Origin of the sequence: Afifella sp. YEN Y35 (assembly GCF_047553465.1) — a bacterium.
Classification (GTDB): domain Bacteria; phylum Pseudomonadota; class Alphaproteobacteria; order Rhizobiales; family Afifellaceae; genus Afifella; species Afifella aestuarii.
In genome coordinates this window covers 3,201,442-3,222,176 of sequence record NZ_CP180203.1, presented here as the reverse complement: position 1 = coordinate 3,222,176, position 20,735 = coordinate 3,201,442, and the positions used below count along the sequence as shown (strand labels likewise).

The following is a 20,735-nucleotide window of genomic DNA, read 5'->3' as shown; positions in this document are numbered from 1 at the left end:
TGCCGAGGGCACAACCCCGGACGGTGACGTGGTCCCGCAGACGAGTGCTGCCGCCCTCGCGTCCGGAAAGCGGAGCCCGGCGCTACCTCCCGTCGACGCCATAACCTCTTCAGAGCCGAAATCTCGCTCCGCACCGCGTGCTGCGGCAGCGCTGGAACCCCGGCTGAAGCGCCGCCTCTTGCGCGGCCGTACTGAGCCGGATGCGCGCATCGACCTGCACGGCATGACCCAGCAACGCGCCCATGATCGCCTCCTGGCTTTTCTGGGGGGCGCGCAGGCGCGCGGCCATGTCCTGGTCCTCGTCATCACTGGCAAAGGCCGTTCGGAGGGCGAGGGGGTGTTGAAAACGATGGTGCCACGATGGCTCGCAGAGCCCGCGTTCCGCGAGCTCGTCGTCGCTTATGAGCACGCCTCCCGCCATCACGGAGGCGAGGGGGCGCTTTACGTCAGGTTGCGCCGCAGCGGCACGAACCGCCGCCGTCCGGACGGCGGAGCAGGCGCCGCGAACCGGCTCGCATCATTGCCAAAATGGTCCACATAGCGCGGGTTGAGCGCGCTGACCGGCAGGATGATCAGGATATCCGTCGTGCCGAACTGATAGTCGACGACGGCACCTTCACCGATATAGCCGCCGAGGCGGAGATATCCCTTGATCAACGGCGGAAGTTGCCGAAGCGCCGCCTTGGCGTCGATCTCATCCGCCGCCATGCGGTTCATCTCGACGTAACGCTCCTCGACCGCCCGCACCCGCCATTCTTCCGGCGCCAGCGCGTTGTGATGCAGGAAGCTCAAAGGCAGAGCGAGCTTGTCGGGATCGGTGCCCGGAATGCTGGCACAACCGATCATCACGTCCATGCCGTGCATTAGCACGTAGCTCCAGATGCCGTGCCAGAGGAGCTCAACCGTCCGCTTGTCGCGGTAGGGTTTCAGCACGCAGGAGCGACCGAGCTCCAGAAATCGCAGATGCGGATAACGCGCGACGAGTGATCCGACATCGTATTCGCCGGCCGAATAGAAGCCGCCGTTGATCTCGGCGATCTCCTGCCGCAGCAGCCGGTAGGTCCCGACGATCTCGGGCTTCGAGCGCAGGAACGGTCGCCGTGGCACGGCGTGATCGAGCACCAGAAGATGGTCACAGATGAGATCGTAAGCGTCGGCGTCGCGCCGGCGCTGATAGGTTTCCTCGTCGGCAACGGCCGCCATCTCCTCGTAGAAGACGTGATAGCGCAGCCCTTGCGAGCGGCGGATCTCCGAGGGAGAGCGGGCAAGCCGCGCCTCGAGATCTCCGAGCCGTCCGAGGGTTCCGATATGGCGGGCCGCCCGCCAAGGGGCGCGACCCGGTTTTGCGAATGGGCGGACGAAACCGCTGCCCCGAGCTCTCCCGAGACCGGGCGCAAAACGCCGCACCAGTCGTCGTGGAGAGAGATGATGCCGTCCCTGCATGGCCTCCCTGCCCCTGGGGAATCTCGATCTCATGCGCTCTCCTTAAACGATCGCGCCAACATCGACCAGAGTTGCCATATTCCATAAGAAAAACATGACATTGAAGTGACGTGGCCGGCCTTGAGAGCATCTGAGGGACGATCACGGTCGATTGGTCGCGGCCAGCTTTCGCGCAATCCAAGGAAGGAAGAAAAGCACAGAATCGACAAGATCGCGGCCAGCCCTCCCGCAAAGGACTCCCAATATGCCGCCGTGACCGGCTAGACTTTCCCGCAACCAGCGCTGCGGACGATCGTTGAGATCGCAACGCAAGGCAGGAAAGAGCCGGGAAATACCGGCCGGATGGGAGGGGAACATGCGGTTTGGCCGCGCGGCGATGGCCGTTGCTGCGACATTGGCTCTTGGCGCCGGCGAGGTTTCTGCAGCCGAGCTTTCGATCGTCTCCGGCTCCGTCGGTGCCGATATTCAGGAATTGCGTACGCAGCTTGCGGAATTCGAGGCGGAGACCGGCCACCAGGTCGACATCGTCGAGATGCCGGCTTCGACGAGCGACCAGTTCGGGCAATATCGCTTGTGGCTGGCGGCTGGCACCGACGATATCGACATCTACCGTGTCGACGTCATCTGGGCGCCGCAGCTTGCCAATCAATTCGTCGACCTGCGCGACGCCATGGCCGACGTTATCGGCGACCATTTCCCCTCCGTGATCGAATCACAGACCGTCGAGGGGCGGCTCGTCGCATTCCCGATGTATACGGATGCGCCGGCGCTCTTTTACCGCAAGGACCTCCTGGAAAAATACGGCAGGAAACCACCCACGACGTGGGAGGAGCTGACCGAAACCGCCAAAGAGATCCAGGATCAGGAACGCGCCGCCGGCAACCGTCAGATCTACGGCTTTGTCTTTCAGGGCGCCCCCTATGAGGGGCTCACCTGCAACGGCCTCGAATGGGCCGCCTCGAGCGGTGGCGGGCAGATCGTATCGCCTGAGGGCGAGATCACCATCAACAACGAGGCGGCCGCCCGGGCGCTGGAGCGGGCGCATGGCTGGGTGAGGGAGATCGCCCCTGCAGGTGTGCTCGCCTACAAGGAGGAGGAGGCCCGCGGCGTCTGGCAGACCGGCAATGCCGTCTTCATGCGCAACTGGCCTTACGCCTATGCGCTGTCGAACGGCGAGGATTCTCCGGTCAAAGGCAAGTTCGAGGTGACGACGCTGCCGGCCGAGCCTGGCAGCCGATCGGCTCCCTGTCTTGGCGGTTGGAACCTCGCCGTGTCGAAATACTCCAGGCACAAGAAAGAAGCGATCGAGCTCGTGCGCTTCCTGTCCTCCCGCAGGGCGCAGAAGGAGCGGGCGCTCACTTATGCGCGGCTGCCGACGATCCCAGCGCTCTATGACGATCCGGACATCGCCGAAAGCCAGCCGATCATCGCCGAATGGGCGGATGTGGTCGAAAAGGCGGTGCCGCGACCCTCCGCCCCCACGAAGCGGCAGTACAACGAAGTGTCGAAGGAGTTCTGGACGGCCGTCAACGAGACGCTTGCAGGCGCGGCATCGGCGGAAACCAACCTCCAGACGCTGGAACATCGGCTGCGCCGGCTGAAGCGGGACGGCTGGCGATGACGAACGCGACCCTGGGCGCCCCGCCGACCGACGAGGCGATGCGGACTGAAGAACAGCCCGCGGCGCGCTCCGCGCTTTCCAGGCAGCGGCTCGCCTCCGCCTGGCTCTTTCTCACGCCGATGCTCGCCGTCCTCGCTTTCGTCGCAGGCTGGCCGCTTCTGCAGACGATCTGGTTCTCCTTCACCGATGCGAGTTTGGCCGATCTCGACGCCGCCCGGTTCGTCGGCCTGCGCAACTATTTCGAATATGTCGATTATGGCGACGGGACCGGGGAATGGTTCGGCCTCTTCTTTGACGCTCAATGGTGGAACGCGGTGTGGAACACCGTCTATTACACCCTTGTCTCCGTCTCGATCGAAACCGTCCTCGGTCTCATCGTGGCGCTCGTCCTCAACGTGCCGTTTCGTGGCCGCGGCTTTGTGCGCGCCGCCGTCCTCATCCCCTGGGCGATCCCCACGATCGTCTCGGCCAAGATGTGGGCCTGGATGATGAACGACCAGTTCGGCATCCTGAACGACATGCTGATGTCGGTCGGCATCCTCTCCCATCCGATCGCCTGGACCGCCTCGCCGGAGACGGCGATGTGGGCCGTCATCATCGTCGATGTGTGGAAGACGACGCCTTTCATGGCGCTTCTCATCCTCGCCGGGCTGCAGATGGTGCCGTCCGATGTTTACGAAGCGGCGAAGATCGACGGCGTCCATCCGGTCAAGGTGTTCTTCAAGGTGACGCTGCCGCTTATTCGCCCGGCGATCCTGGTCGCCGTCATCTTCCGGGCGCTCGATGCCCTGCGCGTCTTCGACCTCATCTACGTGCTGACCCCCAACAACACCGAGACGAAGACGATGTCGGTCTTCGCGCAGGAAAACCTCTTCCAGTTCGATCAGTTCGCCTACGGTTCGGCCGCCTCGACGCTCCTCTTCCTGGTGATCGCGGCGATCACGCTCGTCTACATCAAGGCGGCGCGGCTCAATCTCGGGGGAGGGCGCTGAGATGTCGGTCCTCGTCAAGCGCGCGGCCTTCTATGCCCTCGTCGTCCTGATCGTGCTTCTCTCGGTCTTTCCGTTCTATTACGCCATTCTGACGAGCTTCAAATCGGGTACGGCGCTCTTTCGCGTCGACTATCTGCCGACGGATTTTTCGCTCGCCAATTATCGCGACGTGCTCGTCAACGGTGTCTTCCCGCTCAACATCTTGAATTCCGTCATCGTCGCCTTCGTGGTGGTGGCGATCTCGCTCTTTCTGGCGGTCACGGCGGCTTACGCTCTGTCGCGAATCGAGTTTTGTGGCCGCAGCATCCTGCTTTTGACGATTCTCGCCGTCTCGATGTTTCCCCAGATCGCGGTGCTCGCCGGGCTTTTCGAGCTGGTGCGCCTCTTCGGCCTCTACAATTCGCTCTTCTCACTGATCCTCGCCTATATGATCTTCACCCTGCCCTTCACGGTCTGGGTGCTGACGACTTTCATGCGGGATCTGCCGGTGGAGATCGAAGAGGCGGCGATCGTCGACGGCGCAAAGCCGATGACCATCGTCATGAAGGTGTTCCTGCCCCTGATGTGGCCGGCGCTGGTGACGACGGGGCTTCTCGCCTTCATTGCCGCCTGGAACGAATTTCTCTTCGCGCTCACCTTTGTCTCGAGCAACGACACGCGCACCGTACCTGTCGCGATCGCGCTTCTGTCGGGGGCGTCCGAGCAGGAGATTCCCTGGGGCACGATCATGGCGGCGTCCGTCGTCGTGACCGTGCCGCTCATCGTTCTCGTGCTGATTTTCCAGCGCAAGATCGTCTCGGGCCTGACGGCCGGAGGTGTGAAAGGGTGAATGGAAGCGTCCCCGCTGATGTCGCGGATGGCTGTGTGATCAGCCGTCGGAGACGTTTTCGTTGGGATAGACGCCCCAGAGCGAATTCTGCTCCACCCAGCCTTCGTAATTGTCGCCGCGCACGTCGCACCAGCCCTCGCGGCAGCGCACCACGTCGGTCACCACGCCCGATTCGAGAATCGCCGTCACCCGGGCCGTCTCGCTTGCGTCCGCATGGGCATTGAAGCGCTCACCCTTGGCCCAGGGGGCCACGATTGCCGTGCGCCGCCCGGACAGGAGGCTCTGGTGGATCCACCCTTCCGCGCCATCCGAATCACGCACCTTCCGCCAGGTTTCGAATTCCTGGATGATCTCGACCGGCAAACCGGCCCGGACGAAGCGCCAGGCAATGCCGTAGTTTTTGCCGGGCCCCTTGCGGACGTTGACGGCATTTGATTTCAAGCTGACGAAGCGTGGTAATGGATAGCCGCTCGGGCCCACTTTGGGGGCCTGCGCCCATCCAGGCTCGCCCGGGCACGCCACGGCGAGCAGGGCCAAGACAAGAAGAAGGCTGAGACGAGAACGAAGGAAGAGGAGAGGGCGCATCATCTGCGGTCGGAAAATCACACCGGGAGGTGTTAGCGCCATTCCGCCGCGAGGCCAAGCGCCGCTTCGTTCCTTGTTTTTGAGCAGCCCTTTGCTAGAGAGATGTTAAAGGCAGCCGGTCGCTCCCGCGGGGGCCGCCAAGGAGAGGTGGTGCATGACCAAGGCGAAACCGCACGTCATCGTAACGCGCAAACTCCCCGATCCGGTGGAGACGCGCATGCGAGAGCTGTTTCGCGCTGACCTCAATCTGGATGACCGACCGCTGTCGCAGGCGGAGCTGGTGGAGGCGTTGCGCACCGCGGACGTGCTCGTGCCGACGGTCACCGATCGGTTGGACGCCGCAGCGCTTTCCCAATCCGGACCGAACTTGAAGCTCATCGCCAATTTCGGCAACGGCATCGACAACATCGATATCGGGGCCGCCTATGAGCGCGGTATCACCGTCACCAACACGCCGAACGTTTTGACGGGCGACACGGCCGATATGACCATGGCGCTCATCCTCGCCGTTCCAAGGCGGCTGGCGGAGGGAGCCCAGATCCTGCCGAACGGCCTGCCCTGGCCCGGCTGGTCGCCGACCTGGATGCTCGGCCACCGCATCTGGGGAAAACGGCTCGGCATCGTCGGCATGGGGCGGATCGGCACGGCGGTCGCGCGCCGGGCCCAGGCCTTCGGCCTGTCGATCCACTATCACAACCGCCGGCCCGTCGATCCGAAGACCGAGGAAGAGCTGGAAGCGACCTATTGGGATTCGCTCGACCAGATGCTGGCGCGCATGGACATCATCTCCGTCAATTGCCCGCACACCCCGGCCACCTTCCACCTTCTTTCCCGCCGGCGTCTGAAGCTGATGCGCCCGGATGCCTATCTGGTGAACACCGCGCGCGGCGAGGTCATCGACGAGGCGGCGTTGATCGAATGCCTGGAGACGAACTCGCTTGCCGGCGCCGGCCTCGACGTTTTCGAAGGCGAGCCCGCAATCGATCCGAAGCTCATCAAGCTTGCCCAGGAAGGCAAGGCGGTGCTTCTGCCGCATATGGGCTCGGCCACGATCGAAGGCCGCATCGAGATGGGCGAGAAGGTGATCATCAACATCCGCACCTGGATGGATGGCCACAAGCCGCCGGACCGCGTTCTGCCGCTTTCGGTCTGATCTTCGCGGGCCGATGCCGCTCCGGCTCAATGAGGCTCAGCGCTTGCGGCGCTTGTAGGTGATCGTCTCGAAGCGCTGGGAAAGGGCGTCGTAGAGGAGAAGCCGCCCGATCAAAGGCTCGCCGAAGCCTGCCGCGAGTTTCATGACCTCGAGGGCCTGGATCGACCCGACGACGCCGGTGAGCGCACCCAGAATTCCCGCTTCCGCGCAGCTCGGTAAGAGCCCCTCAGGCGGGGGCTTCGGAAAGAGATCGCGGTAACGCGGATTGTCGTCCTTGAAGGGCAAAAGCGTCGTCACCGAGCCGTCGAAGCGGCCGACCGCGCCTGTCACCAGCGGTTTTTGGGCTGCCTCGCAGATGTCCGGAAGAAGGAAGCGCGTGGCGGAATTGTCGGAGCCATCGACGACGATGTCGTAGCCGGCGACGAGATCGGACGCGTTCTCCTGCGTCAGCCGTGTTCCGTGCGTGTCGACGGCGACATGCGGATTGATCCGGGAAAGCGCTCTTTGCGCGCTCTCCACCTTCGCCATGCCGAGATCGGCGCTCGCATGAATGATCTGCCGCTGCAGATTGGAGAGCGAGACGACGTCGTCATCGACGAGGCCGAGCCGGCCGATGCCGGCGGCCGCAAGATAAAGGGCGACGGGTGAGCCGAGGCCCCCGGCTCCGACGATGAGGACGCGCGTGCGCTTGAAGCGTTTCTGGCCGGGGCCTCCGACCTCGGGCAGGACGATATGGCGCGCGTAGCGCGCGATTTCCTCCGCACTCAGATCCGGTTCCGCCGATTGGGGCGCACCGTCGGGGAGGGGCGTCTCCGGCATCGGATCAGGACGCGCCGGGCTGCGGCCCCGAATAGCCTTCCACGATCACGAGCTCCGCATCCGCCACCGCCACGCGGTGCTCGCGCGCGGCCTGGTATTCGGGCGAATGGTAGCAGGCGAGCGCATCGTCGACGGAGGCAAATTCGATGACCACGTTGCGGGCGCGCGAATTTCCTTCCAGCGAATGCATCGGGCCGCCGCGGACGAGAAACTTGCCCTTGAAGCGGGCAAAGGCGGGGGCAGCGCCGGCGACATAATCCTTGTAGCGCTCGGGGTCGCGCACATCGACGCGGGCGATCCAATAGCCCTTCGGCATTCTTCCCTCCTTCAGCAATTCGCTTCGATTTCGTCCACAATCGCCTGGGCTGAGGCTTTCGGATCGGCGGCCTTGACCACCGGTCTGGCAACGACGAGGTAATCGGCGCCGGCTCGCAGGGCGTCGGCCGGCGTCATCACGCGTTTCTGGTCGTCGCTCGTTGCGGATGTCGGGCGCACGCCGGGGGTCACGATCAGCATGTCGGGACCGAGAAGCGCACGCATCGCCTCGGCCTCGAGTGGCGAACAGACGATGCCGTCGACGCCGCTGGCTCTGGCCTGTGCGGCGCGGCGGCGAACGAGCTCGGCGGCACTTTCCGCATAACCCGCCTCGCCGAGATCGGCGTCATCCATGGATGTGAGAACGGTGACGGCAAGAAGTCCGAGATTGGTGTCAGCGCGCGCCGCGGCGGCCGCGCGCATCGCTTTCGGATAGGCGTGAACGGTGGTGAGCGTCGCCCCGAGCCGGGCAAGATTGGCGATGCCTCCGGCGACGGTATTGTCGATATCGAGCAGCTTCATATCGAGAAAGACGCGCTTTCCCTCCGCCCGAAGCGGCTCGATCAGGCTGAGACCGCCCGCAAAGACCAGCTCCATGCCGATCTTGTAGAACGTCACCGTATCGCCGAGCGTCTCCACCATGGCGCGAGCGGTTGCAAGATCGGGAAGATCGAGACCGACGATCAGCCGATCGCGCGCGTTGCGCGGGCGAATATCGCGGCCTGCCGCAGAATTCTGGGTGTCGAGCATCGTCACAATTTCCTCAGCGCCACTTCATTCACCGAATGGTCGCCCGCCTTGCCGATGATGAGATCGGCCCGCGGTCGCGTCGGGCGGATGTTCTCGTCGAGATTGACGAGGTTGATGCGCTCCCAGAGACCCTCGGCGACGCGGCGCGCTTCGTCGTCTTCGATATTGGCGTAGCGGTGAAAATACGACCTCGGATCGGTAAACCGCGTTCCCTTGAGGCTCATGAAGCGGTCAATATACCAGCGCCGGATGACGTTATCGTCCGCGTCGATATAGATGGAAAAGTTGAAGAAGTCGGAGACGAAGGGGACTTCCTTTCCGTCCCGTGGCAGGTCCCGTGTCTGCAGCACGTTGAGGCCTTCGAGGATCAGAATGTCCGGCTGATCGACGGTCAAAGTCTCGCCCGGCACGATATCGTAGGTGAGATGGGAGTAGACCGGGGCTGTGACCTCGCGCTTGCCGGCCTTGATGTCGGAGAGAAAGCGCAGAAGCGTCGTGACGTCGTAGCTCTCGGGAAATCCCTTGCGCTCCATCATGCCCTGCTTCGCCAGAACCGCGTTCGGATAGAGAAAGCCGTCGGTCGTGACGAGGGAGACGCGCGGATGGCCCGGCCAGCGTGCCATCAGCTCCTTCAGGATGCGGGCGGTGGTCGATTTGCCGACGGCCACGGAGCCGGCGATGCCGATGATGAACGGCATCTTGCCTTCTTTTGCGCCGAGGAATTTCGAGCGCACGGCATAAAGCTTGTCCTTGGCTTCCACGTGGAAGGACAGAAGCCGCGACAAAGGAAGATAGATCGCCTCCGCCTCGCTGATGGAGATCGGGTCGTTCATCGACTTGAGCGCATGGACCTCTTCCGCCGACAAGGTCATCGGCGTGTCGGCGCGCAGTTTCGACCATTCCTCGACGCTGAAATACCGGTAGGGCGAGAGCGAGCGCGGCGACACTTGATCCATCAGCTCTTCCAGTCGGCGGTGGGGCCGCGCGAGCGCTTCTCATCGAGACCGCTCTGCCCGGTGCGGCTCTGAAGCTCGGCCTTGACCTCGTCGAAGGAGACACCGGCGGCGTGCAGGAGGACGAGGAGATGATAGAGAACGTCGGCCGCCTCTTTGGTGAGCGCCTGGTTGTCGCGCTCCACAGCCGCGATCGCGGCTTCGACGGCTTCTTCGCCGAGCTTCTGGGCGCATTTTGCGACGCCTTTGCCGAGAAGCCTTGCAGTATAGGAATTGTCGTCGCCCGAGGCGGCGCGCGCGCCGATCGTGGCGGCGAGCTCTTCCAGCGTGAAATCGGTCATGACATGCCCATCCGGGCTTTCTCCTGCGGAAGCGAGCGCACGGGAATGCCCGCGCGCGCCATATGGGCCTTGGCTTCAGCGACGCTAAAGGTGCCGAAATGGAAGATGGAGGCCGCGAGCACCGCCGTTGCATGGCCGTCGCGGATGCCTTCCACCAGATGATCGAGCGTCCCGACACCGCCGGAGGCGATGACCGGAACGCGGACCGCATCGGCGACCGCCCGCGTCAATGCGAGGTCGAAGCCCGTCTTCGTTCCATCGCGGTCCATGGAGGTGAGAAGGATCTCGCCTGCGCCCAGAGACACGACTTCGCGGGCAAATTCGATGGCGTCGATGCCGGTTGGCTTGCGGCCGCCATGGGTGAAGATCTCCCACCGGCCTGGAGTCACCGTCTTGGCGTCGATGGCGACGACGATGCATTGATCGCCGAACTTGTCGGCGGCCCGGCCGACGAAGCTCGGATCGTTGACGGCGGCGGTGTTGACGGAAACCTTGTCGGCGCCGGCAAGGAGAAGCTGGCGGACATCGTCAACGGTCCGCACGCCGCCGCCCACAGTGACCGGCATGAAGCATTGCTCCGCCGTTTTGGCGACAACGTCGAGGAGCGTGTCGCGCTCCTCGTGGCTGGCGGTGATGTCGAGGAAGCAAAGTTCGTCGGCGCCGGCCGCGTCGTAAGCCTTGGCGGCTTCCACCGGATCTCCGGCGTCGATGAGATCTACGAAATTGACGCCTTTGACGACACGGCCGTCCTTGACGTCGAGACACGGGATGACACGGGCTTTGAGCAAGGAGTGCTCCGAAGGCTTTTCAGCTTCAGCGCGGATGCGCAACGGCGGCCCTTATAGCGGCGGCATAAGGTGCGTTACAACAAGCCATCGCGCATGGATTTTTTGAAGAAGACGAAGAGTCGGGAGCTTGCGGGCTCATCGGTGGCTCGCGCGTCGCGCGGGTGCGAAACTGCGGCCGGGACGCGGTCAGGAAGCCACGGCGCCGTGCTCGCGGGCCCGCGCGGCATTTTGGCCGTCGCGCTCCTCCGCGGCTTTGCGGGCAAGGCTCGCAGCAGCTTCCGCCGATGCCGGCCGTCCAAGATGGTAGCCCTGCAGGAAATCGCAGCCGATCTCCTCGAGGAAATCGAGCTGTTCGGATGTTTCCACACCTTCCGCCGTCACGGCCAGTCCGAGCGAATGGCCGAGGACGACGATGGAGCGGATGATTGCCGCAGCTCCATCGTCTTGCGATTCCATCGCGCGCAGGAAGGATTGATCGATCTTCACCTTATCGACCGGGAGCTTCCAGAGATAAGCGAGGGAGGAGAAACCCGTGCCGAAATCGTCGAGCGCCAGTTTCACGCCGAGCTCGCGGAGTTGGCTCAGCTGCTGCACGGCGTCGAGAGAATCGATCAACAGAACGCCCTCGGTAATCTCGAGCTCGAGCCTTTCGTGTGGAAGTTCGCTCTTGGCGAGGGCCTGGCGCACGATTTCCACGATGTTGCGGGCATCGAATTGCACCGGTGAAAGATTGACTGCGACCTTGTATCCGTCGGGCCAGGTCTTCGCGGCCTCGCAGGCGCGGTTGAGCGCCAGGCGGCCGATACGGTGGATGAGGCCGAGCTGTTCGGCAAGCGGGATGAACCGTGCCGGCGAGACGAAACCGCCTTCCCCGTTCGGCATACGCAACAGGGCTTCGAAACCGGTGAGCGAGCGATCCTTTGCCGTGAAGATCGGCTGATAATAGAGCTCGAAACGCTCGTGCTCCACGGCGGCCCGCAGCACGGTTTCCAGGTCCCGTCCCGCTTCGAGTTCCGCGCCCATGCGCCGATCGAAGATCGTGAGACGGTCGCCGCCCTTCGCCCGTGAGCGGCACATGGCGACATTGGCGCGCGACAAGGGGCTGCCGGGGTGCTCGCCCTTCTCGGCGAGGGTGAGCCCGGCGCTTGCCGTGAGATTGATCACGTGGCCGTCGGCCACGAAGCCGCGCCGGATGAGCTTCAGGGCACGTTCGGCAAGGCGAGCGCCGTCCTTCAAATCGTTGACGTTCATGGCGAAGGCGAATTCCGTACCGCTGACGCGGCCGACGATCGCTTCGGGCTCGGCGAGGCTTTTCAATCTCTCCGCCGCTTCCAAGAGAATGTAGTCGCTTCGCTCCGGTCCGAAGGCGGTGTTGACGGCGCCGAAGCGATCGATCCCGAGCGAGACGACGACGACGGGCTTCGCCTTGGCAAGGAGCCCACGCTTGCGGGCGATGAAGCCGCTGCGATTGAGAAGGCCCGTCAGGCCGTCATGCTCAGCCGCGTACGCCGCCCGCGCATCGGCTCGTCGCTTCGCGTTGTAGCGCTGGACGAAGCCGAAGACCGGGACGCCTGAGGCGATCAGAATGATGATGGACAGAAGGATGGCGCTGCGGGCCACGGTCGCCTGAATGGCCTCGAATTCGTCCGTCTGGTCGACGTAGATCTCGGCGATGGCGATGGTTTTGCCATCCTTGCGCAGAGGCACGTAGGCTTCCGAATAATAGGCAGGGCGCTCGGGCGGTGTGCCATGCGCGACTTCGATCTGCATCGCGCCGCCTGCCGCCGCGACAGCGGCTTCAGGGTTGTGTTGCGCTAAAGATGCCTTGTCGACGTCCGAAAGCTCGTGGTCGTCGAGGATCATGCGGAGATTGCCGTTCGGCCCGAACAGCTTGACGCGAAAGACCTCGGCCGATTCTCGGATTTTGTTGAGGGTCGCCAGCGTTTCCGGAGACGGTTCTGCCCCCGCCGCGATCTCCTCCAGATCGGCGATGCTGGCAGTCATATACTTCGCCCAGGCCGAGGTGGTGTTGGCCGCGTTGAGCTGCAGGCCGCGTTCGATTGTGTCCGACCCGACCCAGATCGCCGCGGCAATCGCCACGACGGGCAGGATCAGGAGCACGAAACCAGGCAGGAAACCACGGCCAGATGACATTCTGGCAACCTTACATTGCGCAGACGAAAATGTCATACGCGCAGGGTGTATTTATCTCAAATTACCCGATCTGGCGTGGTGAATGAAAGACTACGTTTCAGAGCGCGTTGAGCAGTTGGAGCGCGGCGTCAGCATCGATGCGGCCATCGTAGAGCGCCCGCCCGGTGATCGCGCCTTCGAGGCTCGCAGCATCGGGCATGGTGAGGCGCACGATATCGGCCATCGAGGCGAGACCGCCGGAGGCGATGACCGGAATCGAGACGTGCTCCGCAAGGGCGATCGTCGCCTCCCAATTGATCCCGGCAAGAACGCCGTCGCGGTCGATGTCGGTATAGATGATGGCCGCGACCCCGGCGTCTTCGAAGCTCTTGGCGAGGTCCTGCGCCTCCATGTCGGAGGTTTCCGCCCAGCCTTCCACCGCGACCTTTCCGTCGCGCGCATCGATACCGACGGCGATGCGCCCTGGAAATTGCCCCGCCGCGTCCTTCACCAGGTCCGGATCGCGCAAGGCTGCCGTGCCCAGAATCACCCGCGTCACACCCTTTTCGAGCCAGGCCTCGATCTGCGCCATGGAACGGATGCCGCCGCCGAGCTCCACCTTGAGACGGTCGCCGGTGGCCGCCAGCACCGCTTCGACGGCTGCACCGTTGCGGCTTTCGCCGGCGAAGGCTCCATCGAGATCGACCATGTGCAGCCAGGTGAAACCCATATCGGCGAAGGCGCGCGCCTGCGCCGCAGGATCGGCGTTGTAGGTCGTCGCCTCGCCCATCTCGCCACGCTTCAGGCGCACGCATTCGCCGCTCTTCAGGTCGATCGCGGGAAACAGGATCATTGCGGCCTCACGGACGCCAGTTGAGGAAATTGGCGATCAGCGCCAGGCCGAGCGCCTGGCTCTTTTCGGGATGAAACTGCGTGCCGGCAATGTTGTCGCGACCGATCATCGCCGTGACCGGCCCACCGTAATCGGCCGTCGCGAGCACATGTTCGGGAACGGCCGCGACGACGTGATAGGAATGGACGAAATAGGCGTCGAGTGCCTCGTCGATGCCGGCGAGAAGCGGATGGGAATGGCGCCCGACGAGCTCGTTCCAGCCCATATGCGGGATCTTGAGTTCGGGATCTTTCGGGCTGATCTCGACCACGTCGCCCGGAATCCAGCCAAAGCCCGCCGTTGTTTCCTTCTCAAGCCCTCGTGTCGCCATCAGCTGGCAGCCGACGCAGATGCCGAGAAAAGGACGGCCGACCTTCATGACGGTCTCTTCGAGCGCCGCCACCATGCCAGGAACGCCGTCGAGCCCGCGGCGGCAATCGGCAAAGGCGCCGACGCCCGGCAGAACGATGTGGTCGGCGCGCCGCACGACCTCCGGGTCGGAGGTGACGGCGACCTCACCGGCATAGCCGCTTTCGCGCGCAGACCGCTGAAACGCCTTGGCGGCCGAGCGTAGATTGCCCGAGCCGTAATCGATAATCGCAACGCTCATCCGCCCCTCTCCGGAAAGAGCCCCATGACCTCCGGCGTGTCGCGATCGCCGGCGGGCGACCACGGACGCCCGCGCGGGCGGGCCGGCGCAACTTCGGGAACGACGGGCCGCGAGGCGATCGGCCTCGGCGCGGTGAATTCGTCTTCCCGACCGCCGAAGAAGCGGATCGCAGCCTCGTCCTCGGAGCGGCCGGAGGCCGCCCCGGCCTCGCGCCAGCCGCGGCGCGACAGGGACCAACGGCGGAGATTGTTGGCCTCGAGCGCGAAGAGGATCGCAAAGAGAAGGCCGCACCATTGCGCTGCGGCTTCCCCGAAGCGGAAGCCGAGTGCCGCAACCGCCCCGCTTGCCACGAGGTAGAACAGGAGCGGCAGCCACATGCGCCGGTAGAGAAGCCACAGGAACGGGATGACAAGTGCCGGCCAGTTCATCCCGTCCTTAACGAAAACGGCGCGCAGGGCCCCGTCGACGCCCTCTTTTTCGGGCGGCAGATGCACCGTGTAATGGGTCGTCCTGGAAAACATGCTCAAGCCGTCAGCGTGCCCTTGGTGGAGGGAATCTCGTCGGCAATCCGCGGATCGAGCGCAAGCGCCTGCCGCAGCACGCGTGCCACCGCCTTGAAGCAGGTCTCGGCGACGTGGTGGGCGTTCTCGCCGTAAAGGTTCTCGATATGGAGCGTGATGCGGGCGTTCTGGGCAAACGCCTGGAAGAATTCCTTGAACAGCTCCGTGTCGAAATCGCCCACTTTGTGGCGCGCAAAGCCGACGCGCCAGACGAGATAGGGCCGGCCCGACACGTCGACGGCCGCGCGCGTCAGCGTTTCGTCCATGGCGAGATCGAGCGAGGCATAGCGGGTGATGCCGCGGCGGTCGCCGAGCGCGCGGTCGAGCGCCTGGCCGAGTGCGATGCCGACGTCTTCGACCGTGTGGTGCTGGTCGATGTGGAGATCGCCATCGGCCTTCAGCTTCAGGTCGATCAGGGAGTGGCGCGAGAGCTGCTCCAGCATGTGATCGAAGAATCCGATGCCCGTCTCGACATCGTACCGCCCGCCGCCATCGACATTGATGGCGAGGCTGATCTTGGTTTCGCTGGTGTCGCGGCTCAGCTCGGCCTTGCGCATCACGGCTCTCCTTCGCCGCCCGTCTTACCAGCGGGCGGGACCATTGCAAATGCGCTGTACGCACCCGACATGCCGCAGCGCGTTTGCAGGCCGGCCGCGCATGCCTAAATAGGGGTCAACCTGCACAGAAAGAGGGGGTGCCGGCGAGGCCTCCACGGCTCACCCGCATCCGCTGACAAGGAGCAATCAGTGACAGAATTCGATCCCGCCGCCCCCTGGCACGGCACGACCATCGTGACCGTTCGCAAGGGCGGCAAAGTCGTGATCGCGGGCGACGGCCAGGTGACCATGGGACAGACCGTGATGAAGGCCAATGCCCGCAAGGTCCGCCCGCTCGCCAAAGGCGATGTGATCGCCGGCTTTGCCGGTGCGACCGCGGACGCCTTCACGCTTCTGGAGCGGCTTGAAGCCAAGCTTGAACAATATCCGGGCCAGCTCATGCGCGCCTGCGTGGAGCTCGCCAAGGACTGGCGCACCGACCGCTATTTGCGCCGCCTGGAGGCGATGATGATCGTCGCCGACAAGCAGACGACGCTGGTTCTGACCGGCACCGGCGACGTTCTGGAGCCGCAGGAAGGCGTGGCCGCCATCGGTTCCGGGGGCAATTACGCTCTCGCCGCCGCTCGGGCGCTCGGCGATTCCGATCTCGACGCGGAGGACATTGCCCGCCGCGCCATGCAGATCGCAGCCGAGATCTGCGTCTACACCAATCACAACATCATCGTCGAAAGCCTCACGGCGGAGTCCGCCTCATGACAACCTTTTCCCCCCGCGAGACCGTTTCGGAGCTCGATCGCTACATCATCGGCCAGAAAGAGGCGAAGCGTGCCGTCGCCATCGCCCTTCGCAATCGCTGGCGCCGCCAGCAGCTGGAAGGCCCGCTGCGCGAAGAGGTTCTGCCGAAGAACATCCTGATGATTGGCCCGACGGGTGTCGGCAAGACCGAGATTTCCCGCCGCCTCGCCAAGCTCGTCAATGCGCCTTTCATCAAGGTGGAAGCGACGAAATTCACCGAGGTCGGCTATGTCGGCCGCGACGTCGAACAGATCATCCGCGATCTCGTCGAGGCCGGTATCGCCATGGTGCGCGAGATGAAGCGCAAGGAAGTGCAGGCGAAGGCGCATCTGCAGGCGGAGGAGCGGGTTCTCGACGCGCTCGTCGGCCAGCATGCGAGCCCGACGACCCGGGACAGCTTCCGCCACAAGCTGCGCGAAGGTCTCCTCGACGACAAGGAGATCGAGATCGAGGTGCGCGACGTCTCCAACCCGATGGGCGCCTTCGAGGTGCCGGGCATGCCGGGTGCCTCCGTCGGCGTCATGAATGTCGGCGAGATGCTGGGCAAAGCCTTCGGCCAGGGCCGCACCAAGACGCGCAAGACGCTCGTCAAGGATTCCTACGATCTCTTGATCGCCGAGGAATCCGACAATCTCCTCGACGACGACCAGATCGTGCAGGAGGCCATCCGCGCGGTGGAAGACGACGGCATCGTCTTCCTCGATGAGATCGACAAGATCTGCGCTCGCGATGGGCGTGCCGGCGGCGATGTCTCCCGCGAGGGCGTGCAGCGCGATCTCCTGCCGCTCGTCGAAGGCACGACGGTTGCGACCAAGCACGGGCCGGTGAAGACGGACCACATCCTCTTCGTGGCCTCAGGCGCTTTCCATGTGTCGAAGCCGTCGGACCTTCTGCCGGAGCTGCAGGGCCGCCTGCCGATCCGCGTGGAGCTCAGGGCGCTGACGGAGGAAGATTTCCGCCGCATCCTGACGGAGACGGAAGCAAGCCTCGTGAAGCAGTACGTGGCGCTTCTTTCGACCGAAGGCGTGACGCTGGAATTCACCGACGATGCCATCGACGCGATCGCGCGGCTCGGTGTGGAGATCAATTCCAGCGTGGAGAATATCGGCGCAAGGCGGCTGCAGACCGTGATGGAGCGGATCCTCGACGAGATCTCGTTCACCGCGCCGGATCGGCATGGCGAGACGGTCACGATCGACGCCGCCTATGTGGAGGAACATGTCGGCGATCTGGCCCGAAACGCCGATCTCAGCCGCTTCATTCTCTAGGCTTTTGTCCTGAGCTTCGCACCGGGCGGCCGGACGAGGCTTCGGGTTGCAATACGAGCGGGGCACGACATCAGTTCGCGCCCCGCTTTTTTAGTCAGTCGATTGACTGGTATTCTAAATGTCTGAGCATAAGCGCGTTTATCGGCTTTGGAGGCTTAGGCTGCGAGCCCTGCCAACAAACGCTCTTGTTCCGCGAGGCTCCGAAGCGAGGCCTGCGGTCTCGCGCCGAGATGGGAAATGATCTCGCCCGCGGCGAGCGAGCCGAGCTCCGCGCAGCGGCCGAGCGGCGCGCTGCGGGCAAGGCCGAAGAGAAAGCCCGAAGCGTAAAGGTCGCCGGCGCCCGTCTTGTCGAGGATCGTCTCGACATCGGGTGCCGGAACGGTGATGCGTTCGGCTCCGCGCACCACGAGCGAGCCTTCCGCGCCGAGCGTGACGGCGGCGAGATCGACATCCGCCGCGAGCGATTCGATGCCGGTCGCGAGGTCGCTCGTCTCGTAGAGCGCCAGAACCTCATGGTTGTTGGCAAAGACGATGTCGACGACGCGGCTGCGCATCAGCTCCAGGAATTCCGCCCGGAAGCGATCGACGCAGAAGGAATCCGACAAGGTGAGTGCCACCTTGCGTCCGGCGCCATGGGCGATCTCGGAGGCCGCGCGGAACGCTTCCTTCGCTTTCGGCGGGTCCCAGAGATAGCCTTCGAGATAGGTGATTTCCGCGGCCTCCACCGTCGCCTTGTCGATGTCGGCTGGGGTGAGCTCCTGGCAGGCACCGAGATAGGTGTTCATGGTGCGCTCGGAATCCGGCGTGATCAGAATGAGGCAGCGCGCCGTCGGTGCTCCTTCCGCCAGCGGCTTCGCGGGGAAGGCGATACCGACCGATTGCATGTCGTGACGGTAGAAATGGCCGAGCTCGTCGTCCGCCACCTTGCCGATGAAGGCTGCCGCACCGCCCAGAGACGCCACACCCGCCGCCGTATTGCCGGCGCAGCCGCCGGAGATGAGCTGGCCCGGACCCATCGTGTCGTAAAGCGTCTCGGCGCGATCGGCCTCGATGAGATGCATGGAGCCTTTGACGAGTTTTTCGCTGACGAGAAAGGCATCGTCGGCCTGTGCCAGCACATCGACGATGGCATTGCCGATCGCCAGGACATCATATTTCCGTTCGGCCATTCGCTCCCCTCCAAAAGGTTTTTGCGCGGTAGCCGATCGGGCGGTGCTTTGCAAATCTCGGCGCTTGCCCGGTCGTCGCGCTTTTCCTATCTCTTCGCCGCCATGTTCGACGATGCCCAACGTTCTTTGGAAGAAATCCTCTCGCCGCCGTTCCGCAACGTGTTGTGGAAGTCGGTCGGCCTGACGCTCGGGCTCTTGCTCGTCTTGTGGCTGGTCCTCGAAGGGCTCGTCGTGCACTTTCTGGCGCTGCCCTATCCCTGGCTCGAAACCGGTCTGACGATCGTCTCCGGCATCGGTCTCGTCGTCGGGCTTGCCTTCCTGGCGGCGCCGGCAACCTCGCTTTTCGCCGGCATTTTCCTCGACGAGATCGCCGAGGTGGTGGAGAAGAACCATTACCCGAGCGAGCCGGTGGGAAGGGCGCTCCCCTTGATGGAGGGCATTCTCACCACGTTGCAGTTCACGCTCGTGGTCGTCGGCGTCAATCTCGTCGCCTTGCCTCTCGTCCTCTTCGTCGGCTTCGGTGTCGTCATCTTCTTTGTCGCCAACGGCTATCTTCTCGGCCGGGAATATTTCGATCTCGCGGCGCGGCGTTTTCACGATCGGCGCGTGGCGAAGATCCTCAGGCTCCGGCATTCCGGCCGCATCTTCCTGGCGGGCCTCGTGATCGCGGGCTTCACCGCCGTGCCTCTCGTCAATCTCCTGGCGCCGCTTTTCGCCACCGCCTTCATGGTGCATGTGCACAAGCGCATCCAAAAATCTGAGCGCAGACCCGGCGGGTTGCTCGCTCCCGCCTGACAATCAACCGGAGATGTCGCCGAGATCGCGCGCAAGGTCGGCGCGGACGAGCGCCGCGACAAGGCGCGGAAAATCCTTGTGGGACACCTGTTTCGCGAGCTCCTCGGCATCCTCGCCGAGACCGAGTTTTTTCGCCGCAGACAAAGCCTTCTTGTCGGCGAAGGGGAAAAGCTCGTCCCAGGCCGGCTGTACCTCGCGGAAGAAGATGTCGACGCCGACATCGCCAAGACCCTTGAACTCTTTCAGGAGCTTGCGTTCGCGGGCCGGCTCCTCGTCGGCCGCCTCGCGCAATTTCCTGAGATCGCCACGATATTTCTCGAGAAGCAGCTCCGAGGTCTCACCGAGCATCCGCGACGTGCTCTCGTCGTAGCGGGCATAGCCATGCGAGGTGAGGACGTCGACGCGGTCCTGCCAGCTCGCGGCAGCCATTTTATCGGGTGTCGTGTAGCCGGCGTCCGCCAAGGCTTTTGCCGCACGAAAGGCATTGTCGGCGTTGATGCGCGCGGAAAACAGGATCGAAGCGGTCAGCCAGCGAAACAGGGGGGAGGGCGTGTTTTTCGCGATCGGGATGCCAAGTTCGTCGCAATAAGTGGTCCCGTGACGCTCCAGGAGCGTCTTGATGCGCGCCGATTTCGATGCGGCCATCGTTATCTCCTCGGAATTGGCTCATGGACGAAACCCGAGCTTCCTCTCGCTGTTCCCCACAATGTGAAGCCTCCGGAACAACGTCAAACTGCAAAAATACACGAAATGGCTGCATAAAAACGCGCCGGGCGCGCTTTCCGCCCCTTGCGGAGCCAGGTGGGGCGCCTACCTGCGAGGAATGGCGCCGCCTATTCGCCCAACAGATGGACCCGCAGACGTTCGGTGGCGTCGGGTCCGAACCCCGAACTTTGGGGGCTATGCTTGAAACTCAGCGACAACCAGATTGCCGCGGTCCGTGAGACCGTGGGTGCCGAACCCATTCCGGAAGACAACCCGGCTATGGAGCCGCTGAAGCAGAACTTCGGCGACCATACGTTTTACGTCGACAACACCGGCCTTCTCGTCCTGGAACCGGTGAATGATCCGAGCCAGCCCGGCGAGCCGGCGGCCGTGATCCATATCGCCACGTGGACCGACGAGGAACGCAAGCAGCTGCAGCCGATCGAGCCGAAGGCGTCGGGCGCTGTTCTGGATCTGGCCCCGGCCGGTCCTGCGAACGGTGCGGGCGGCAGCGCCGCGTAACGGAAGCTTCGTTGTCGATTGCGGTCGACGCATGCCGGCCGCAGGATTGCATCGCGCCCGGTCTCGCCGGTGAGGAGAGGCCGGGCGCGCGCATGTCCGCCTGACGATTGTCCGCCTAACGCTGCGCCATGTCGGCGCTC

The 20,735-nt window shown here is 64.0% G+C and carries 25 protein-coding genes; 9 read left to right on the top strand and 16 right to left on the bottom strand.

Features of this window, described 5'->3' with window-relative positions:
• Nucleotides 1-109: 109 nt before the first annotated feature.
• Nucleotides 110-289, bottom strand: coding sequence for a hypothetical protein (locus tag ACK8CP_RS15310; protein WP_414834314.1), 180 nt, complete (start codon nt 287-289; stop codon nt 110-112).
• Here ACK8CP_RS15310 and ACK8CP_RS15305 point away from each other — a divergent pair.
• Nucleotides 224-541: a Smr/MutS family protein gene (locus ACK8CP_RS15305; protein WP_414834278.1), complete on the top strand. Its 318-nt coding sequence runs from the start codon at nt 224-226 to the stop codon at nt 539-541. The genes ACK8CP_RS15310 and ACK8CP_RS15305 overlap by 66 nt on opposite strands.
• Here ACK8CP_RS15305 and ACK8CP_RS15300 read toward each other — a convergent pair.
• A complete protein-coding gene (locus tag ACK8CP_RS15300; RefSeq protein WP_414832392.1) occupies nt 442-1,443 on the bottom strand; it encodes a GNAT family N-acetyltransferase in 1,002 nt (333 codons plus the stop codon). The two genes, ACK8CP_RS15305 and ACK8CP_RS15300, sit on opposite strands and share 100 nt — an antisense overlap.
• 355 nt (nt 1,444-1,798) lie before the next feature.
• Here ACK8CP_RS15300 and ACK8CP_RS15295 point away from each other — a divergent pair, with 355 nt between their 5' ends.
• Genes ACK8CP_RS15295 through ACK8CP_RS15285 form a run of 3 tightly spaced genes read left to right on the top strand, consistent with a single transcriptional unit; the run spans nt 1,799 to nt 4,885 of the window.
• Nucleotides 1,799-3,064: an ABC transporter substrate-binding protein gene (locus ACK8CP_RS15295; RefSeq protein WP_414832391.1), complete on the top strand. Its 1,266-nt coding sequence runs from the start codon at nt 1,799-1,801 to the stop codon at nt 3,062-3,064.
• Nucleotides 3,061-4,056: a carbohydrate ABC transporter permease gene (locus tag ACK8CP_RS15290; RefSeq protein ID WP_414832390.1), complete on the top strand. Its 996-nt coding sequence runs from the start codon at nt 3,061-3,063 to the stop codon at nt 4,054-4,056. The genes ACK8CP_RS15295 and ACK8CP_RS15290 overlap by 4 nt, the downstream gene beginning before the upstream one ends.
• 1 nt (nt 4,057) lies before the next feature.
• Nucleotides 4,058-4,885, top strand: coding sequence for a carbohydrate ABC transporter permease (locus ACK8CP_RS15285; protein WP_414832389.1), 828 nt, complete (start codon nt 4,058-4,060; stop codon nt 4,883-4,885).
• Nucleotides 4,886-4,924: 39 nt separating this feature from the next.
• Here the strand turns inward: ACK8CP_RS15285 and ACK8CP_RS15280 are convergent, their stop codons facing one another.
• Complete coding sequence (locus ACK8CP_RS15280) at nt 4,925-5,326, bottom strand: SH3 domain-containing protein (RefSeq protein WP_234630018.1); 402 nt, start codon at nt 5,324-5,326, stop codon at nt 4,925-4,927.
• 298 nt (nt 5,327-5,624) lie between these two features.
• Here ACK8CP_RS15280 and ACK8CP_RS15275 point away from each other — a divergent pair, with 298 nt between their 5' ends.
• Nucleotides 5,625-6,623: a 2-hydroxyacid dehydrogenase gene (locus ACK8CP_RS15275; protein WP_414832388.1), complete on the top strand. Its 999-nt coding sequence runs from the start codon at nt 5,625-5,627 to the stop codon at nt 6,621-6,623.
• A 36-nt stretch (nt 6,624-6,659) separates the two neighbouring features.
• Here the strand turns inward: ACK8CP_RS15275 and ACK8CP_RS15270 are convergent, their stop codons facing one another.
• The 11 genes from ACK8CP_RS15270 to hisB form a co-directional block, all read right to left on the bottom strand.
• Complete coding sequence (locus ACK8CP_RS15270) at nt 6,660-7,442, bottom strand: molybdopterin-synthase adenylyltransferase MoeB (protein WP_414832387.1); 783 nt, start codon at nt 7,440-7,442, stop codon at nt 6,660-6,662.
• Nucleotides 7,443-7,446: 4 nt separating this feature from the next.
• Nucleotides 7,447-7,758, bottom strand: a complete 312-nt coding sequence (locus ACK8CP_RS15265; RefSeq protein WP_128290448.1) for a DUF1330 domain-containing protein — start codon at nt 7,756-7,758, stop codon at nt 7,447-7,449.
• Nucleotides 7,759-7,769: 11 nt separating this feature from the next.
• Entirely contained in the window at nt 7,770-8,507 is a 738-nt protein-coding gene (pyrF, locus tag ACK8CP_RS15260; protein WP_414832386.1) for an orotidine-5'-phosphate decarboxylase, read from the bottom strand.
• Between the two features lie 2 nt (nt 8,508-8,509).
• Entirely contained in the window at nt 8,510-9,475 is a 966-nt protein-coding gene (gene coaA / locus ACK8CP_RS15255) for a type I pantothenate kinase (protein WP_234630380.1), read from the bottom strand.
• Nucleotides 9,463-9,801 carry a phosphoribosyl-ATP diphosphatase gene (locus ACK8CP_RS15250; RefSeq protein ID WP_414832385.1) on the bottom strand — a complete coding sequence of 113 codons (339 nt, stop codon included), beginning with the start codon at nt 9,799-9,801 and terminating at the stop codon, nt 9,463-9,465. Before ACK8CP_RS15250 ends, coaA begins: the two co-directional genes overlap by 13 nt.
• Nucleotides 9,798-10,589 carry an imidazole glycerol phosphate synthase subunit HisF gene (hisF, locus tag ACK8CP_RS15245; protein ID WP_234630013.1) on the bottom strand — a complete coding sequence of 264 codons (792 nt, stop codon included), beginning with the start codon at nt 10,587-10,589 and terminating at the stop codon, nt 9,798-9,800. The genes ACK8CP_RS15250 and hisF overlap by 4 nt, the downstream gene beginning before the upstream one ends.
• A 186-nt stretch (nt 10,590-10,775) precedes the next feature.
• Complete coding sequence (locus tag ACK8CP_RS15240; RefSeq protein ID WP_414832384.1) at nt 10,776-12,743, bottom strand: putative bifunctional diguanylate cyclase/phosphodiesterase; 1,968 nt, start codon at nt 12,741-12,743, stop codon at nt 10,776-10,778.
• Between the two features lie 97 nt (nt 12,744-12,840).
• Nucleotides 12,841-13,575: a 1-(5-phosphoribosyl)-5-[(5-phosphoribosylamino)methylideneamino]imidazole-4-carboxamide isomerase gene (gene hisA / locus ACK8CP_RS15235; protein ID WP_234630011.1), complete on the bottom strand. Its 735-nt coding sequence runs from the start codon at nt 13,573-13,575 to the stop codon at nt 12,841-12,843.
• 7 nt (nt 13,576-13,582) lie between these two features.
• Complete coding sequence (gene hisH / locus ACK8CP_RS15230; protein WP_414832383.1) at nt 13,583-14,224, bottom strand: imidazole glycerol phosphate synthase subunit HisH; 642 nt, start codon at nt 14,222-14,224, stop codon at nt 13,583-13,585.
• A complete protein-coding gene (locus ACK8CP_RS15225) occupies nt 14,221-14,745 on the bottom strand; it encodes a DUF2628 domain-containing protein (RefSeq protein WP_414832382.1) in 525 nt (174 codons plus the stop codon). The genes hisH and ACK8CP_RS15225 overlap by 4 nt, the downstream gene beginning before the upstream one ends.
• A 2-nt stretch (nt 14,746-14,747) precedes the next feature.
• Nucleotides 14,748-15,341 carry an imidazoleglycerol-phosphate dehydratase HisB gene (gene hisB / locus ACK8CP_RS15220; protein WP_414832381.1) on the bottom strand — a complete coding sequence of 198 codons (594 nt, stop codon included), beginning with the start codon at nt 15,339-15,341 and terminating at the stop codon, nt 14,748-14,750.
• A gap of 189 nt (nt 15,342-15,530) precedes the next feature.
• Here hisB and hslV point away from each other — a divergent pair, with 189 nt between their 5' ends.
• Both hslV and hslU read left to right on the top strand, forming a co-directional pair.
• Nucleotides 15,531-16,097 (top strand): ATP-dependent protease subunit HslV, encoded by a 567-nt coding sequence (hslV, locus tag ACK8CP_RS15215; RefSeq protein WP_234630007.1) that lies wholly within the window; start codon nt 15,531-15,533, stop codon nt 16,095-16,097.
• Complete coding sequence (hslU, locus tag ACK8CP_RS15210) at nt 16,094-17,404, top strand: ATP-dependent protease ATPase subunit HslU (protein WP_128290437.1); 1,311 nt, start codon at nt 16,094-16,096, stop codon at nt 17,402-17,404. Before hslV ends, hslU begins: the two co-directional genes overlap by 4 nt.
• Before the next feature lie 155 nt (nt 17,405-17,559).
• Here hslU and ACK8CP_RS15205 read toward each other — a convergent pair whose 3' ends face one another.
• Complete coding sequence (locus ACK8CP_RS15205) at nt 17,560-18,573, bottom strand: adenosine kinase (RefSeq protein ID WP_414832380.1); 1,014 nt, start codon at nt 18,571-18,573, stop codon at nt 17,560-17,562.
• 48 nt (nt 18,574-18,621) lie between these two features.
• Between ACK8CP_RS15205 and ACK8CP_RS15200 the strand changes: the two genes are divergently transcribed.
• The gene (locus tag ACK8CP_RS15200) at nt 18,622-19,368 is read left to right on the top strand and encodes a sulfate transporter family protein (protein WP_414832379.1); all 747 of its coding nucleotides are present in this window, start codon (nt 18,622-18,624) and stop codon (nt 19,366-19,368) included.
• Between the two features lie 3 nt (nt 19,369-19,371).
• Here the strand turns inward: ACK8CP_RS15200 and ACK8CP_RS15195 are convergent, their stop codons facing one another.
• Nucleotides 19,372-20,013, bottom strand: a complete 642-nt coding sequence (locus ACK8CP_RS15195) for a hypothetical protein (protein WP_414832378.1) — start codon at nt 20,011-20,013, stop codon at nt 19,372-19,374.
• A gap of 261 nt (nt 20,014-20,274) precedes the next feature.
• Here ACK8CP_RS15195 and ACK8CP_RS15190 point away from each other — a divergent pair, with 261 nt between their 5' ends.
• The gene (locus ACK8CP_RS15190; RefSeq protein ID WP_234630003.1) at nt 20,275-20,595 is read left to right on the top strand and encodes a hypothetical protein; all 321 of its coding nucleotides are present in this window, start codon (nt 20,275-20,277) and stop codon (nt 20,593-20,595) included.
• Nucleotides 20,596-20,735: the final 140 nt, after the last annotated feature.